The organism is Rhizobacter terrae, assembly GCF_003852895.1.
Taxonomy (GTDB): Bacteria; Pseudomonadota; Gammaproteobacteria; order Burkholderiales; family Burkholderiaceae_C; genus Albitalea; species Albitalea terrae.
This window is the reverse complement of the sequence record NZ_QUSW01000008.1, coordinates 235,341-249,511: the sequence shown is the minus strand read 5'-3', so window position 1 is coordinate 249,511 and position 14,171 is coordinate 235,341. Positions and strand designations below refer to the sequence as shown.

10 protein-coding genes are annotated in these 14,171 nt (G+C 66.8%); 9 read left to right on the top strand and 1 reads right to left on the bottom strand.

Annotation, left to right across the window (positions count from 1 at the left end):
• The first annotated feature begins 39 nt into the window (after window positions 1-39).
• The 4 genes from DZC73_RS24640 to DZC73_RS24625 all read left to right on the top strand — a co-directional run bounded on the left by DZC73_RS24640 (window position 40) and on the right by DZC73_RS24625 (window position 5,163).
• Window positions 40-810 carry a gamma-glutamyl-gamma-aminobutyrate hydrolase family protein gene (locus tag DZC73_RS24640; protein ID WP_124543025.1) on the top strand — a complete coding sequence of 257 codons (771 nt, stop codon included), beginning with the start codon at window positions 40-42 and terminating at the stop codon, window positions 808-810.
• An 86-nt stretch (window positions 811-896) separates the two neighbouring features.
• Window positions 897-2,264: a glutamine synthetase family protein gene (locus tag DZC73_RS24635; RefSeq protein ID WP_124543024.1), complete on the top strand. Its 1,368-nt coding sequence runs from the start codon at window positions 897-899 to the stop codon at window positions 2,262-2,264.
• Window positions 2,265-2,274: 10 nt separating this feature from the next.
• On the top strand, window positions 2,275-3,660 hold the full coding sequence (locus DZC73_RS24630) for an aspartate aminotransferase family protein (protein ID WP_124543023.1): 1,386 nt from the start codon (window positions 2,275-2,277) through the stop codon (window positions 3,658-3,660).
• A 12-nt stretch (window positions 3,661-3,672) separates the two neighbouring features.
• Window positions 3,673-5,163, top strand: a complete 1,491-nt coding sequence (locus DZC73_RS24625; protein ID WP_124543022.1) for an aldehyde dehydrogenase — start codon at window positions 3,673-3,675, stop codon at window positions 5,161-5,163.
• A gap of 13 nt (window positions 5,164-5,176) precedes the next feature.
• Here DZC73_RS24625 and DZC73_RS24620 read toward each other — a convergent pair whose 3' ends face one another.
• Window positions 5,177-5,719, bottom strand: a complete 543-nt coding sequence (locus DZC73_RS24620; RefSeq protein ID WP_124543021.1) for a GAF domain-containing protein — start codon at window positions 5,717-5,719, stop codon at window positions 5,177-5,179.
• A gap of 148 nt (window positions 5,720-5,867) precedes the next feature.
• On the opposite strand from DZC73_RS24620, the gene DZC73_RS24615 reads away from it, so the two are divergent.
• The 5 genes from DZC73_RS24615 (at window position 5,868) to DZC73_RS24595 (ending at window position 14,113) form a co-directional block, all read left to right on the top strand.
• Window positions 5,868-7,367: a DUF4118 domain-containing protein gene (locus DZC73_RS24615; RefSeq protein WP_124543020.1), complete on the top strand. Its 1,500-nt coding sequence runs from the start codon at window positions 5,868-5,870 to the stop codon at window positions 7,365-7,367.
• A complete protein-coding gene (locus DZC73_RS24610) occupies window positions 7,364-8,050 on the top strand; it encodes a response regulator (protein WP_124543019.1) in 687 nt (228 codons plus the stop codon). The genes DZC73_RS24615 and DZC73_RS24610 overlap by 4 nt, the downstream gene beginning before the upstream one ends.
• Before the next feature lie 68 nt (window positions 8,051-8,118).
• On the top strand, window positions 8,119-10,119 hold the full coding sequence (locus DZC73_RS24605; RefSeq protein ID WP_161974724.1) for an alpha/beta hydrolase family protein: 2,001 nt from the start codon (window positions 8,119-8,121) through the stop codon (window positions 10,117-10,119).
• Window positions 10,120-10,207: 88 nt separating this feature from the next.
• On the top strand, window positions 10,208-12,085 hold the full coding sequence (locus tag DZC73_RS24600) for a potassium transporter Kup (RefSeq protein WP_124543017.1): 1,878 nt from the start codon (window positions 10,208-10,210) through the stop codon (window positions 12,083-12,085).
• 84 nt (window positions 12,086-12,169) lie between these two features.
• A complete protein-coding gene (locus DZC73_RS24595) occupies window positions 12,170-14,113 on the top strand; it encodes an SPFH domain-containing protein (RefSeq protein WP_124543016.1) in 1,944 nt (647 codons plus the stop codon).
• Window positions 14,114-14,171: the final 58 nt, after the last annotated feature.

Below are 14,171 nucleotides of genomic sequence, written 5' to 3'. Positions count from 1 at the left end.
TTTGTGGCATAAAGAAATCTCTGTGCGCGCCAACGAATCATGAAGCGCAAACCTGTGGTCCTCATTCCCGCATGCAACCGGGTGCTCGGTCAGCACCCGTTCCATGTCGCCGGGAAAAAGTACGTCGAAGCCGTGCGGCTGGCCGGGTGCCTGCCGCTGGTCGTGCCGTCCCTCGCGGCCGATGAGATCGACGACCTGCTCGATGCCGCCGACGGCGTGCTGCTCACGGGCTCGCCTTCGAACGTGCACCCCGTGCACTTCGGCGAGGAGGTGCACGACACCGCCCTGCCCCTGGACCCCGAACGCGACACCTGGACGCTGCCGCTGATTCCGCAGGTGATCCAGCGCGGCATTCCGCTCTTCGCCATCTGCCGCGGTTTCCAGGAAGCCAACGTGGCGCTGGGTGGCAGCCTGCACCAGGCCGTGCATGAGGTGCCCGGCCAGCGCGACCACCGCGGCGCAAAGGATGCCGCACCCGAGGTCACCTACGGCATGGCCCACCCGGTCGATGTCATGCCCGGCGGTCTGCTGGAGCGCGTGCTCGACGCGAAGGAAATCACCGTGAATTCCGTCCATGGCCAGGGCGTGAACCGCCTGGCGCCGGGCCTGCGCGTGGAAGCGCGCGCGCCCGATGGACTCGTCGAAGCCTTCACGGTGGAGAAGGCCACCGCGTTCAACCTGTGCGTGCAATGGCACCCCGAGTGGCAGGCGGCCACCAACCCGGTGTCCATGAAGCTGTTCACTGCCTTCGGCGACGCTTGCCGAACCTACCGAGACCGTCACCGAACCGCGCCCGAGCCTGACCGATAGGTTGGCGCCAGCCCCTGCGGCAACCTAGCGATGAAACGGGAGCACTGGCGCCGCCGGTGCCCGACACAGACTCAGACAGGTGACTCATGGTGGTTCGAGACAACTTCACATTCAGCGAGCTGGAGCAGTGGCTCAACGAGCGCCGCGTGACCGAGATCGAGTGCCTCGTGCCCGACCTCACCGGCGTGGCACGCGGCAAGATCCTGCCGCGCGAGAAATTCACTGAAGACCGCGGCATGCGGCTGCCCGAGGCGATCGTCGCCATCGGCGTGACGGGCGAGTTCCCGGAGGAAGGCCCCTACTACGACGTCATCCACCGCACCGACCGCGACATGCACCTGCGGCCGGACCCGAGCACGGTGCGCATCGTGCCCTGGGCGGTGGACCCGACCGCGCAGGTCATCCACGACTGCTTCGACCGCGACGGCAACATCATTCCCTACGCGCCGCGCTCGGTGCTCAAGCGCATCTGCCAGCTCTACGACGACGAGGGCTGGGACCCCGTGGTCGCGCCGGAGCTCGAGTTCTACCTCGTGGAGCGCAACACCGACCCGAACACGCCGCTGGGTCCACCCAAGGGCCGCAGCGGCCGTGCGGAAACCTCGCGCCAGGCCTATTCCATCGACGCGGTGAACGAGTTCGATCCGCTGTTCGAGGACATCTACGCCTACTGCGAGCAGATGGAGCTGAACGTCGACACGCTGATCCACGAAGTGGGCGCGGGGCAGATGGAGATCAATTTCTTCCACGCCCACCCGCTGGGCCTGGCCGACGAGGTGTTCTTCTTCAAGCGCACCATCCGCGAAGCGGCCATGCGCCACGAGATGTTCGCCACCTTCATGGCCAAGCCCATGGCCAACGAGCCGGGCAGTGCGATGCACGTGCACCAGAGCGTGGTCAACAAGGCCACGGGGCGCAACCTCTTCAGCAACGAAGACGGCACGCCGTCCAAGGAGTTCTACTGGTACATCGGCGGGCTGCAGAAGTACACGCCGGCGGCGATGGCCTTGTACGCGCCCTACGTCAACTCGTACCGGCGGCTCGCGCGCTCGACGGCGGCACCCATCAACATCCAGTGGGGCACGGACAACCGCACGGTGGGCATCCGCGCGCCGGTGGCCACGCCCAATGCACGGCGCATCGAGAACCGCGTGATCGGCGCCGATGCCAACCCCTACGTGGCGCTGGCCGTGACGCTGGCCTGCGGCTACCTGGGCATGAAGCACAAGATCGAGCCGAGCGAGGAATGCAAGGGCGACGCGTACCTGTCCGAGTATCAACTGCCTCGCTCGCTGAGCGAGGCGCTGAGCTGGTTGGCCGACGAGCAGGACCTGCATGACGTGCTGGGCAAGTCCTTCGTCACCGTCTACTCCGAGGTGAAGGAGATCGAGTACGAAGAGTTCATGAAGGTCATCTCGCCGTGGGAACGCGAGCACCTGCTGCTGCACGTCTGAAGGGATTCGAATGACAACAACGACACAACGAAGCACCCGCGAGTGGCAGGCGGCCGATGCGGCGCACTACCTGCATCCGTTCACTGACTTCAAGTCATTGGCGGCCAAGGGCACGCGCGTGATCACGCGTGGCGACAACATCTACCTCTGGGACAGTGAAGGCCAGAAGATCCTCGACGGCATGTCCGGCCTGTGGTGCGTGAACGTGGGCTACGGACAGCAGGATCTGATCGATGCCGCCACCACGCAACTCAAGACCCTGCCCTTCTACAACTCCTTCTTCCAGACCACCACGCCGCCGGCGATCGAGCTGTCGGAGCTGCTGGCCGAGGTGACGCCGCCACAGTTCCAGCATGTGTTCTTCGCGGGCTCAGGCTCCGAAGGCAACGACACCATCGTGCGCATGGTGCGGCGCTACTGGGACGTGCTGGGGCAGCCGCAGCGCAAGGTCATCATCAGCCGCAACAACGCGTACCACGGCTCGACGCTGGCGGGCGGATCGTTGGGCGGCATGAGCGGCATCCACGCGCAAGGCGGCGTGATTCCGGACATCGTGCACATCGAGCAGCCCTTCTTCTTCGAGCACGGACGGCAGTCCAGGAGTTTCGAGGACTTCGGGCTTGAAGCTGCCTCGTGGCTGGACAGGAAGATCACCGAGATCGGCGCCGACAAGGTAGCCGCCTTCATCGGCGAGCCTGTGCAGGGCGCGGGCGGTGTGATCGTGCCGCCCGCCTCGTACTGGCCCGAGATCCAGCGCATCTGCGACAAGCACGGCGTGCTGCTGGTGTCCGATGAAGTGATTTGCGGCTTCGGCCGCACGGGGCAATGGTTCGGCTGCGAGACCTTCGGCTTCAGGCCGGACCTGATGACCTTCGCCAAAGGCGTCACGTCAGGCTATATCCCGCTCGGGGGCGTGATGGTCGGCGAACGCGTGGCCAGGGTGCTGGTGGACCAGGGCGGCGAGTTCAACCACGGCTACACCTACAGCGGGCATCCGGTGGCGTGTGCGGTGGCGCTGGCGAACATCCGCTTCATCCAGCGCGAAGGCGTGGTCGAGCGCGTGCGCAACGAACTCGGGCCGTACCTCGCAAAGCGCTTCGCCGAACTGAACGAGCATCCGCTGGTCGGTGAAACGCAGACCTGCGGAATGATGGGCGCGGTGCAACTCGTCAAGGACAAGGCGTCCCGCACGGTGTTCGACTCGTCGCTCGAAGTGGGCATGGTGTGCCGCGGGCATTGCTTCGGCAATGGCCTCATCATGCGCGCCGTGGGTGACCGCATGATCGTCGCGCCGCCGTTGGTGATGACGCTCGCGCAGGTGGACGAGATGATTGGGCTGATCCACCAATGCCTCGATTTGACGCTGGCGGATCTGAAGCATCGCGGCTGGCTGTGAAGGACAACACACATGGCAAACATCGACTGGCGCGCGCGCGCCGCTGACCTGCGCATCGACGGGCGCGCCTTCATCGCCGGCCAGCGTGTCGCCGCCAAGAGCGGCGAGACCTTCGACTGCATCTCGCCCCTGGACGGCCGCGTGCTGGGCCCCGTCGCGCGAGGCCGCGCCGAGGACATCGACGCCGCCGTCGCCTGCGCACGCGCGGCCTTCGACGATGGCCGCTGGGCCCACAAGCCGCCGGCACAGCGCAAGAAGATCCTGCAGCGCTTCGCTGAGAAGATCCTCGCCGCCAAGGAAGAACTCGCGCTGCTCGAGACCCTGGACATGGGCAAGCCCGTCCAGTACAGCCTGAACGTGGACGTGGCCGCCGCGGCCCGCACCATCGCCTGGTACGGCGAAGCCATCGACAAGGTGTACGACGAGATCGCGCCCACCGCGCGCTCGGGCCTGGCGCTCATCACCCGCGAGCCCATGGGCGTGATCGGCGCGGTGGTGCCATGGAACTACCCGATGATCATGGCCGCCTGGAAGCTGGGCCCTGCGCTGGCCACCGGCAACAGCGTGGTGCTCAAGCCCAGCGAGAAGTCGCCGCTGACGGCGCTGCGACTGGCCGAAATCGCCATCGAGGCCGGCCTGCCTGATGGCGTGTTCAACGTCGTGCCGGGCCACGGTGCGGAAGCCGGCGAGGCGCTCGCATTGCACATGGACGTGGACGCCATCGGCTTCACCGGCTCCACCCGCACGGGCCGCCGCATGCTGGAGTACGCCGGCCGCAGCAACCTGAAGCGTGTCTACAACGAGCTGGGCGGCAAGTCGGCCTTCGTGGTGTTCGACGACTTCGCTGACGTGCAGCGCGCCGCGAAGACGGTGGCCGGCAGCATGTTCTTCAACCAGGGCGAGAGCTGCAATGCACCGTCACGTGTGTTCGTGCATGAGCGCATCGCCGACGAGTTCGTCGCCATCGTGAAGAACGAAACGCCCAAGTACCGGCCAGGCGACCCGCTGTCGGGCAGCGCCGAGATGGGTGCGATCGTGGACGACATCCAGCTGCGCGCCGTGCTCGGCTACATCGACGCCGGCCATGCCGAAGGCGCGAGGCTGGTGGCCGGCGGCAAGCGCGTGATGGCCGAGACCGGCGGCTACTTCGTCGAGCCCACGGTGTTCGACGGCGTGCGCAACGACATGAAGATTGCGCGTGAAGAGATCTTCGGCCCGGTGATGTCCATCCTGCGCTTCAAGACCGAGGAAGAAGCCGTGCGCCTGGCCAACGACAGCAGCTATGGGCTGGAGGCCAGCGTGTGGAGCGACAACATCAACCGCGCCCACCGCGTGGCCCGTTCGCTTCGCGCGGGCATGGTGCACGTGAACCAGTACGATGAGGACGACATCACCGTGCCCTTCGGCGGCTACAAGCAAAGCGGCAACGGGCGCGACAAGTCGCTGCACGCCTTCGACAAGTACACCGAGCTGAAGACGACCTGGATCCGGATCGACGAGTGAGGCCGGCTGCGGACTATTGGACCGCCGCGACCTGGACCGACTGCGCATTGAAGCGCGCGACGAACATGGAGATGCCCGTGGCGATGCGCAGCGCAGCCATCACTTCCGGTCGCGTCCACTTGCGCGGCCCGCCCACCTGCTCCAGGCACAGGACACCGATCATCTTGCCGTTGGCCGACAAGGCTGCATCCAGCAAGGCGCGGCTGGCGTTGGGCTTGAGGTAGCGCTCGCGCAGCGATGCGAAGTTGGGGTCCGTGAGCGTGTCTTCGCAGACGTACATTCGCGCGCCGATCAGCGCCTGGATGTAGTCCGGCGCCGCCGACTCGAGGAAGCGCTGGCCCGGCGCATGCGTGTCGGCTTCGACGCCACTGCTCACCACGCACTCCAGCACCCGGTCGCCGGGTTCGCCATAGAGGTACCAGTACGACACCCGCGAGCAGCGGAAATGCCCCTGGATGGCCGACACGATGCGCATCCTGGCCGTCGGGTGGTCGATCTTGCCGTCCGCGAATTGCGTCCCGACCTGTCGCAGTTGATGCTCGATGCTGGCAGCCATTGTTTGGTATCGACGCAGAGGAAAGCCACTGTAGAAGGGTTAGCGCCGGGCGCGGGCGGATAGCGCGCAACGAACTTTCGAATTCGTGACGCAGTTGGTGCCGCGCCCCCATACGCAATCCTTACCCGGGCGCTGCTACGCTTGCCGGATGAACCATTCCGCCGAGGAATCCGCTGCGCGCTGGCGCGCCGGCATCGCGGCCTTCGCCCTGGTGGCGGTGGCCACCTTGCTGGCCCGGCTACTGGACAACGAGATCTCCCAGACCAGCCAGGCCATGATCTACCTGGCGGCCGTGGTGCTGGCGTCGTACCGGCTGGACCGGATCAGCGCCATCGCCTGCGCCGTGGCATCCGTCACGGCCTTCAACTTCTTCTTCGTGCCGCCGCGCTACACGCTGGCGGTGGAACACCGCGAACACTTCATCGGCCTGCTCATCATGCTGGGCGTCGGGCTGGTGGTGAACCAGCTCGCGGCCTCGCTGCGGGCGGAATCAGAGGCGGCACGACTGTCGGAGCGCAGGGCTCGGCAACTGCAGCGGCTGGCTCACGAGCTGAACGAAGCGAAGGACGAGGACGCCGTGCGCTCGCTCGGCCAGGCCGAACTGGAACGAGCCTTCCGCGGCCCGGTACAGGTGACGCTGGTCCACGAGCTTGATGCCTGCGTGCTCCGCACGCCCGAGATCGACGGCCTGCGCTGCTGCGTGAAGGAAGCCGCGCTGATCGGACCCGGCACGGCGCGCTGGCCGGGGCTGGATGCCTGGTACGTGCCGCTGGGCGACAAGGGGCATGTCTTCGGCGCGGCGAGCGTGCGCCCCGCCCACGGACCGGACGCCGATGCCCGCATGCACGCGCAGGCCCTGTGCAGCCTGATGGCGCAGGCGCTGTGGCGCATCCGCCTGTCTGCACAGATGCGCGAGGCGCAGCAGGCGGTCGAGCGGCATGAGACGCAGCGCACCCTGCTCGCCGCCATCTCGCACGACTTCCGCACGCCGCTGGCGGCCATCGTCGGCGCCGCTTCGTCACTGCAGTCGCAAAGCGAACGGCTCACCGACAGCGAGAAGACGCGGCTGCTGGGCAGCATCGAGGGCGAGGCGGAGTACCTGTCCACCGTCACCGAGAACACCTTGCAGCTCGTGCGCTTGTCGGGCGAGTCGCTGCAACTGAGGCGCGACTGGGAGTCGATGGAGGAGATCGTCGGCTCGGTGCTCGCGCGGCTGCGGCAGCGTGACACCACCCGCCGCATCAAGTCTCGCGTGCCGCGTGACCTGCCGCTGGTGAAGGTGGACCCGGTGCTGATCGCGCAACTCCTCACCAATCTGCTGGACAACGCGCTCAAGTACACCGAGGGCCCGGTGGATCTCATCGTGCAGCTGGACGGCCAGCGGGTCACGGTGACGGTGAAGGACCGCGGCGCGGGGGTGGACGAAGACGGGCAGCTCTTCGAACCCTTCGTGCGTGGACGCCATGAGCGCGAGAGCGGCCTGCGAGGCGCCGGCCTGGGCCTGGCCGTGTGCCGCGCCATCGCGCTGGCGCATGGCGGCACGCTGGCCGCACGGCGGCGCAGCGGCGGTGGCAGCAGCTTCCGGCTTGAACTGCCGATGGAAGCACAACAGCCCGCGTCGGCGGCGGCGCCGGAGGTCACCCAGTGAGCCTGCGCGCCCTGGTGGTCGAAGACGACCGCGAGATCCGCACGCTGATGCAGTCCTCGCTCGGCGTCGAAGGCTTCGAGGTGCAGACTGCCGTGACCCTCAGCGAAGCGCGGGCGCTGTGGCATAACGCCCCGCCCGACCTCGTCATCCTCGACCTGGGCCTGCCCGACGGCGACGGCGCCGAACTGGTGCGCGACATCCGCCGCAGCAGCGCCGTGCCCATTCTCATCGTGTCGGCCCGGCACCAGGAAGCGCAGAAGATCCAGGTGCTGGACGAAGGTGCGGACGACTACCTCACCAAGCCTTTCAGCGTGGGCGAGCTGCTGGCGCGCATCCGCGTGGCCCTCAGGCATCGAGGCACCGCGCTGGCTCCGGCGCTCACCGAGCACACGCTGGACGACCTGCACGTCGACCTGGGCACACGCAGCGTGACCGTGGCGGGACAGGCCATCCACCTCACCCCCACCGAGTACAACCTGCTGGCCCGGCTGGTGCGAAGCGCGGGCCGGGTGGTCACCCACCGGCAACTGCTGGCCGACGTGTGGGGCGCGGAATTCACCGAGCACACGCACTATCTGCGGCTGTACATGGGGCAGCTGCGGGCGAAGATCGAAGCCGATCCGGCCGAGCCGCGGCACCTTCTCACCGAAACGGGGGTGGGCTACCGGCTCGCGATCGAATAAAAATCGGCCCGTGGCGCATGCGTGTCTTGAAGGCGCAGCAGCCAAAGAACATCAAGGAGGATCGCTTCATGACAACCTTTTGGCGCCACCGTGCCTGGATGGCGGCTGCGGCCGTCCTCATGCTTGCCCTCGGGGCCGGGGCCGCGCGGGCCGAACCGATCCCGGCCGAGGTCTTTGCCCGCAAGCCGGCCATCGATTCCGTCGTCCCCTCGCCGTCCGGCAAGCGACTGGCGATCATCATGTTCGGACCGGAAGGCTACCGGCGGCTGGCGGTGATGGACCTGGACCCCATCGGCGCGGCGCGCGTGGTGGCGTCATACGACAACGCGAACGTCAACTTGGTGCGGTGGGTCAGCGATGACCGGCTGGTGTACGACGCGTCCCAGGAAGGTGTGCAAATCCGCGAGGGCGGCGCCGGCACCTTCGCCGTCAACCACGATGGCAGCGCGCCTCGCCAACTCATCGCCTGGCAGCGTTCGACCGGGTCGGCTGGATCGGGCATCCAGTCGCACGTCCTGCCCTTCGGCTGGTTCCTCCATTCGGCCACCGATGACGGCAGCGGCGATGTCTTCGTCTTTAAGCTGGTGAAGGACCACGTGGGCGACATCAAGGAGTTCCAGCTGGCCCGGCTGAGCACGACGACCGGCCGGCTGCAATCGCTGGCCCTGGGCATGCCCGAGGGCGCGAGGCGGTGGATGCTGGACGCGGCACGTGAACCGCGCGTCATCGTCAGCCACAAGGACGGACGCGCCAAGGTCTTCTGGCGGGACGGCCAGGAAAAGGGCTGGCGCGAACTGGCCGACTTCGACCCGCTGAACAGCGGCTTCGAGCCGGAACTCGTCACCAAGGACGGCAAGCTGCTGGTCGCGGCGATCGCCAAGGATGACAGGACCGGACTGTTCACGCTCGATCCAGCCACCGGCAAGATCGATCCCGATCCTGTCCTGGCCATCAATGGATTCGACCTGAATCCCGGGCTGAAGCTGGACAGCCAGACCCAGAACCTCGTGGGGATGTACTTCACCGCTGACCGGCCGATGAGCTACTGGTTCGACAGCGGGCTGCAGCGCATCCAGCGCGCCCTGGACGCCACCTTGCCGCAGCGCTCCAACCACATCCTCTGCGGGCGCTGCGAGTCTGCCCGTTTCCTGGTGGTCCATTCAGCGAGCGATCGCCAGCCGGGCGAATTCCTGCTCTTCGACCGAGAGAAGAATTCGCTGCAACCCATCGGCGCCTCCCGGCCCTGGATCAAGGAGGAGACACAGGGCCGACGCACCTTCCATCGCTTCAAGGCACGCGATGGGCTGGAAGTGCCCGTCTACGTCACCCATCCGTCCGACGCGACGGCCAAGCAGCCGCTGCCTGCCGTCCTGCTCGTGCATGGCGGCCCCTTCCTGCGCGGCACCAGCCTGGGCTGGCACGAACAGGCGCAGTTCCTGGCCTCGCGCGGCTACCGGGTCATCGAGCCGGAGTTCCGCGGCAGCACTGGCTACGGGCGCCAGCTCTTCCGGGCTGGCTGGAAGCAATGGGGCCAGGCGATGCAGAACGACCTCGCCGATGCCGTGCAATGGGCTGCCGCCGAAGGCCTGGTCGACGCGTCGAAGGTCTGCATCATGGGCGCCAGCTATGGTGGCTACGCCGCGCTGATGGGACCCATCGTGCATCCGGGCGTGTACCAGTGCGCGATCAGCCTGGCCGGGGTCACCGACATCCAGCTCCTGTACGAACTCATCGAGAGCGACGCCTCCGAGTCCGCCAAAAAGTACTCCATGCCGGTGCTCATCGGCGATCCGGTCAAGGACTCAGCCCTGCTCCCGACCATTTCGCCGCTCCAACGCGCGGCGGAAATCAAGGTGCCGGTGCTGCTGGCCCATGGCTGGCTGGACCGGCGCGTCCCGTACGCCCATGCCAAGGAGTTCTTTGACGCGGCCAGGAAGGCCGGGGTGGCGATCGAAAAGGTCGACTACAAGGAAGAAGGCCATGGCCTGATGCTGGCCGAAGACCGCGCGGACTACTACCGCCGCGTGGAAAAGTTCCTGGAGCAGTCGCTGCGCGGCCCTGCGAAGTGACCGGGCCGGCCGCCATCCTTATGCCTTCCTGATGCGCGCGGCGCGACAAACACGCACCGCTGCGAAGGCAGCGCATCACCACCAGGAAATGAATCAACAACATCAACGGGAGAGCCTGGCGGCATTGACGCTGGGCGCCGTCGGCGTCGTCTACGGCGACATCGGCACCAGCCCGCTCTACACCATCAAGGAAGTCTTCTCCAAGGACACTGGTGTCCTCCTGGACGCCACCCACATCACCGGCGCCGTGTCGGTCATCTTCTGGGGGCTGATGATGGTCGTCACCCTCAAGTACGTGGTGCTGATCCTGCGCGCGGACAACCGCGGCGAAGGCGGGATCATGGCGCTCACCGCGCTGGCCGCCCAGGCGGCCGGCTCCACGGCCCGCAAGCGCGCCCTGCTGCTGCTCACGGGCGTCCTGGGCGCGGCCCTCTTCTACGGCGACAGCGTCATCACCCCGGCCATCTCCGTGCTCGGTGCGGTCGAAGGCCTGGAGGTGGTCACCCCCAACCTGAAGCCCTTCATCCTGCCGATCTCGGTGGGCGTGCTGCTGGGCCTGTTCATCGTGCAGCGCCACGGCACGGGTGTCGTGGGCAAGCTCTTTGGCCCCATCATCGTGCTGTGGTTCGGCGCCCTCGCAGTCACGGGCGTGGCCGAAATCTCGAAGCAGCCTGCCATCTTGCAGGCCCTCAATCCGCTGAACGCCATCGCCTTCCTGCGTGAGCAAGGCTGGCACGTGTTCGTGGCCGTGGGCGCCATCGTGCTGGCACTCACGGGCGCCGAAGCGCTCTACGCCGACATGGGCCACTTCGGCAGCAAGCCCATCCGCATTGCGTGGACCGGCCTGGTGATGCCCGCGCTGGCGCTGAACTACATGGGCCAGGGTGCGCTGCTGATGCGCGACCCCTCGGCCATCGAGAACCCCTTTTTCCGCCTGTTCCCGTCGTCGTGGCTGATCCCGGCCGTGGTGCTGGCCACCCTGGCCGCCGTCATCGCCTCGCAAGCCGTGATCTCGGGCGCCTATTCGATGACCAAGCAGGCCGTGCAACTGGGCTTCCTGCCGCGCATGCAGGTGCTCTACACCTCGGCCAAGGAGTCGGGCCAGATCTACCTGCCCGAGGTGAACTGGGTGCTGCTGGTCGCGGTGGTCATGGCCACCGTCGGCTTCGGCAGCTCCACGGCCCTGGCCGGCGCCTACGGCATCGCGGTGACGGTGACGATGTTCATCACCACCTTGCTCACCTTCTTCGTGGTGCGCCACGGGTGGGGCTATCCGCTGTGGCTGTCGCTGGCCGCCACGGGCGTGTTCCTGGTGCTGGACGCCTTGCTGGTGGCTTCCTGCTCGATCAAGTTCGTGCAGGGCGGCTGGTTCCCGCTGGTCATCGGCGGCGTGATGTTCACCGTCATGGCCACATGGAAGCGCGGACGCGAGCTGCTGCTGGACAGCATCCGCAGCGACGACCCCGAGCTGCTGCCCTTCATCACCGCGATGGCCGAGGAAGACCTGCCGCGCACGCCGCGCACTGCGGTGTACGCCGTGGCCAACCCCGGCACCGTGCCGCAGGCGCTGATGCACAACCTCAAGCACAACCAGGTGCTGCATGAACGCAACCTCATCCTCACCGTCGTCTTCCACGACGTGCCGTGGGTGCCGTTCAACGAACGCGTGAAGGTCGAGCCCCTGGTGCGCGGCTTCTGGCAGGTGACGGTGAACTACGGCTTCAAGAACACGCCGGACATCCCGCAGGCGCTGGAGCTGTGCCGCCCGCACGGGCTGGACATCAACCTGTTCGAGACCTCGTACTTCCTGAGCCGCGAGACCGTCGTGCCCACCAAGGGCGCGGGCATGGCGCACTGGCGGGAGAAGCTCTTCGCGGCCATGTCGCGCAACGCGGGCAGCGTGGCCGGCTTCTTCCGGCTGCCCAACAACTGCGTCATCGAGCTGGGCACCCGCGTCCAGATCTGACACCACTGAATCGAATTGCCGCCCGGTCGGGCGGCGGTACGTGCGCGCGCGTCTCGCGCGCAACCCAAGAAAGGCAAGGACTCCATGTTCAGCGACTTTGCGAGCCACGGCACCCAGTGGGCTGTCACGCTCGGTCTGATCGCACTCTCACTGGTCTTCATCTATGCGTCGGGCATGGTGAGGTACATCCCCAACGAACGCATCGGCGTCGTTGAAAAACTCTGGAGCGCCAAGGGCTCGGTCAAGGCCGGCCTGCTCGCGCTCGACGGCGAAGCCGGCTTCCAGCCCGAGGTGCTGCGCGGCGGCTTCCACTTCTTCTCGCCCTTCCAGTACAAGGTACACATCCACCCCATGGTGTCGGTGACGCAGGGCAAGCTCGCCTATGTGTTCGCACGCGACGGCATCGACCTGCCCGCCGGCCAGACACTCGCGAGCAACCGCGAGGTGGCGGACTTCCTCGACGTGCGCAGCTTCCTGCAGGGTGGCGGGCAGAAGGGCCCGCAGCGCAAGATCCTGCGCGAGGGCACGCACATCATCAACCCGGCGCTGTTCGTGGTGATGACCGAGGAAGGCACCTACGCGCTCAACATGAACGCGAACGAGCGCGAGTACTACGAGCGCATGCGCACGCTGCTGGACGAGCGCAATGGCTTCAACCCGGTGGTCATCAAGGAGCGCAACGGCGCACACGACTCCGATCAACTGGCGGTCGTGACCGTGCAGGACGGCCCTGCCCTGCCCCGCGATGAGCTGCTGGCACCCGACGTGGGCGATGCGCACAACTCCTTCCAGGAGCCCGAGCGATTCCTCGCCGCCGGCGGCCGCCGCGGACGCCAGGAGCGCGTGCTGGTGGAAGGCACCTACTACATCAACCGCCTGTTCGCCACGGTGGAGTTCATCAACAAGACCATCATCCCCGTGGGTTTCGTGGGCGTGGTCGTGTCCTATACCGGTCGCAAGGGCGAAGACATGTCGGGCAGCGAGTACAGCCACGGCGAACTCGTGCAGACCGGCTGCCGCGGCGTGTGGCGCGAGCCGCTCATGCCCGGCAAGTACGCCTTCAACACCTATGCGGGCAAGATCGAACTCGTGCCCACCACCAACTTCGTGCTCATGTGGAAGTCCGGCGAGAGCGGATCGAACTTCGACTCCAACCTGCGCGAGATCACGCTCATCACCAAGGATGCCTTCGAGCCGCAGCTGCCGCTGAGCGTGGTCGTGCACATCGACTACCGCAAGGCGCCGCTGGTGGTGCAGCGCTTCGGCAATGTGAAGCAACTGGTCGAGCAGACGCTGGACCCGATGGTGTCGTCGTACTTCAAGAACGTGTCGCAGACGCGCACCTTCATCGAGCTCATCCAGTCGCGCAGCGAGCTGCAGGCCAACGCCAGCCTGGACATGCGCGAGCGCTTCCTCGCCTACTCGCTGGAGTTCCAGGAGGTGCTCATCGGCACGCCCAAGCCCCAGGCGGGCGACAACAAGATCGAGAACATCATGTCGCAGCTGCGCGACCGGCAGATCGCGCGCGAGCAGGTGGAGACCTTCGCGCAGAAGGAGATCGCCGCCAACAAGCAGCGCGAGCTGAACGAGGCCGAGAAGCGTGCTGAGAAGCAGTCCGAACTCACGGCGTCGCTCGTGGACATCTCCATCAAGGAAAACCACGGCGCGGCTGCGGTGAAGGCGGCCGAGAAGCGCCGTCAGGAAGTGGAAGCACTGGCACAGGCCGAACGCTTCAAGCAGGAGGCCGAGGGCCAGGGCCGTGCCGCCGCCATCCGCAGCGTGGGCGAAGCCGAAGGCTCGGCCATCAAGGCGAAGTCCGATGCGCTGGAAGGCGCCGGTGCCGACAAGCAGCTCATGCAGACTGTGATGCTGCGTCTGGCCGAGGCGTTCGAGACGGCGCGCGTGCCGCTGGTGCCGCAGATCCAGCTGGGTGCCGGGGCGGATGCCAACGCCTTCTCGACCCTGCTGGGTGTGATGACATCGCTGCGTGCCAAGGAACTCGCAGCCGACGTGGAGCTGCGCAAGTAGGACCAGACTGACGCCCACTCGCGGCGCGAGACGACTGCGCCGCGCCGGGCGCCGGCCT

Excerpts from the sequence above, each read along its gene's own strand:
- DZC73_RS24640 (WP_124543025.1), top strand. The coding sequence starts at position 40 with ATGAAGCGCAAACCTGTGGTCCTCATTCCCGCATGCAACCGGGTGCTC.
- DZC73_RS24635 (WP_124543024.1), top strand. The coding sequence starts at position 897 with ATGGTGGTTCGAGACAACTTCACATTCAGCGAGCTGGAGCAGTGGCTC.
- DZC73_RS24630 (WP_124543023.1), top strand. The coding sequence starts at position 2,275 with ATGACAACAACGACACAACGAAGCACCCGCGAGTGGCAGGCGGCCGAT.
- DZC73_RS24625 (WP_124543022.1), top strand. The coding sequence starts at position 3,673 with ATGGCAAACATCGACTGGCGCGCGCGCGCCGCTGACCTGCGCATCGAC.
- DZC73_RS24620 (WP_124543021.1), bottom strand. The coding sequence starts at position 5,719 with ATGGCTGCCAGCATCGAGCATCAACTGCGACAGGTCGGGACGCAATTC.
- DZC73_RS24615 (WP_124543020.1), top strand. The coding sequence starts at position 5,868 with ATGAACCATTCCGCCGAGGAATCCGCTGCGCGCTGGCGCGCCGGCATC.
- DZC73_RS24605 (WP_161974724.1), top strand. The coding sequence starts at position 8,119 with ATGACAACCTTTTGGCGCCACCGTGCCTGGATGGCGGCTGCGGCCGTC.
- DZC73_RS24600 (WP_124543017.1), top strand. The coding sequence starts at position 10,208 with ATGAATCAACAACATCAACGGGAGAGCCTGGCGGCATTGACGCTGGGC.
- DZC73_RS24595 (WP_124543016.1), top strand. The coding sequence starts at position 12,170 with ATGTTCAGCGACTTTGCGAGCCACGGCACCCAGTGGGCTGTCACGCTC.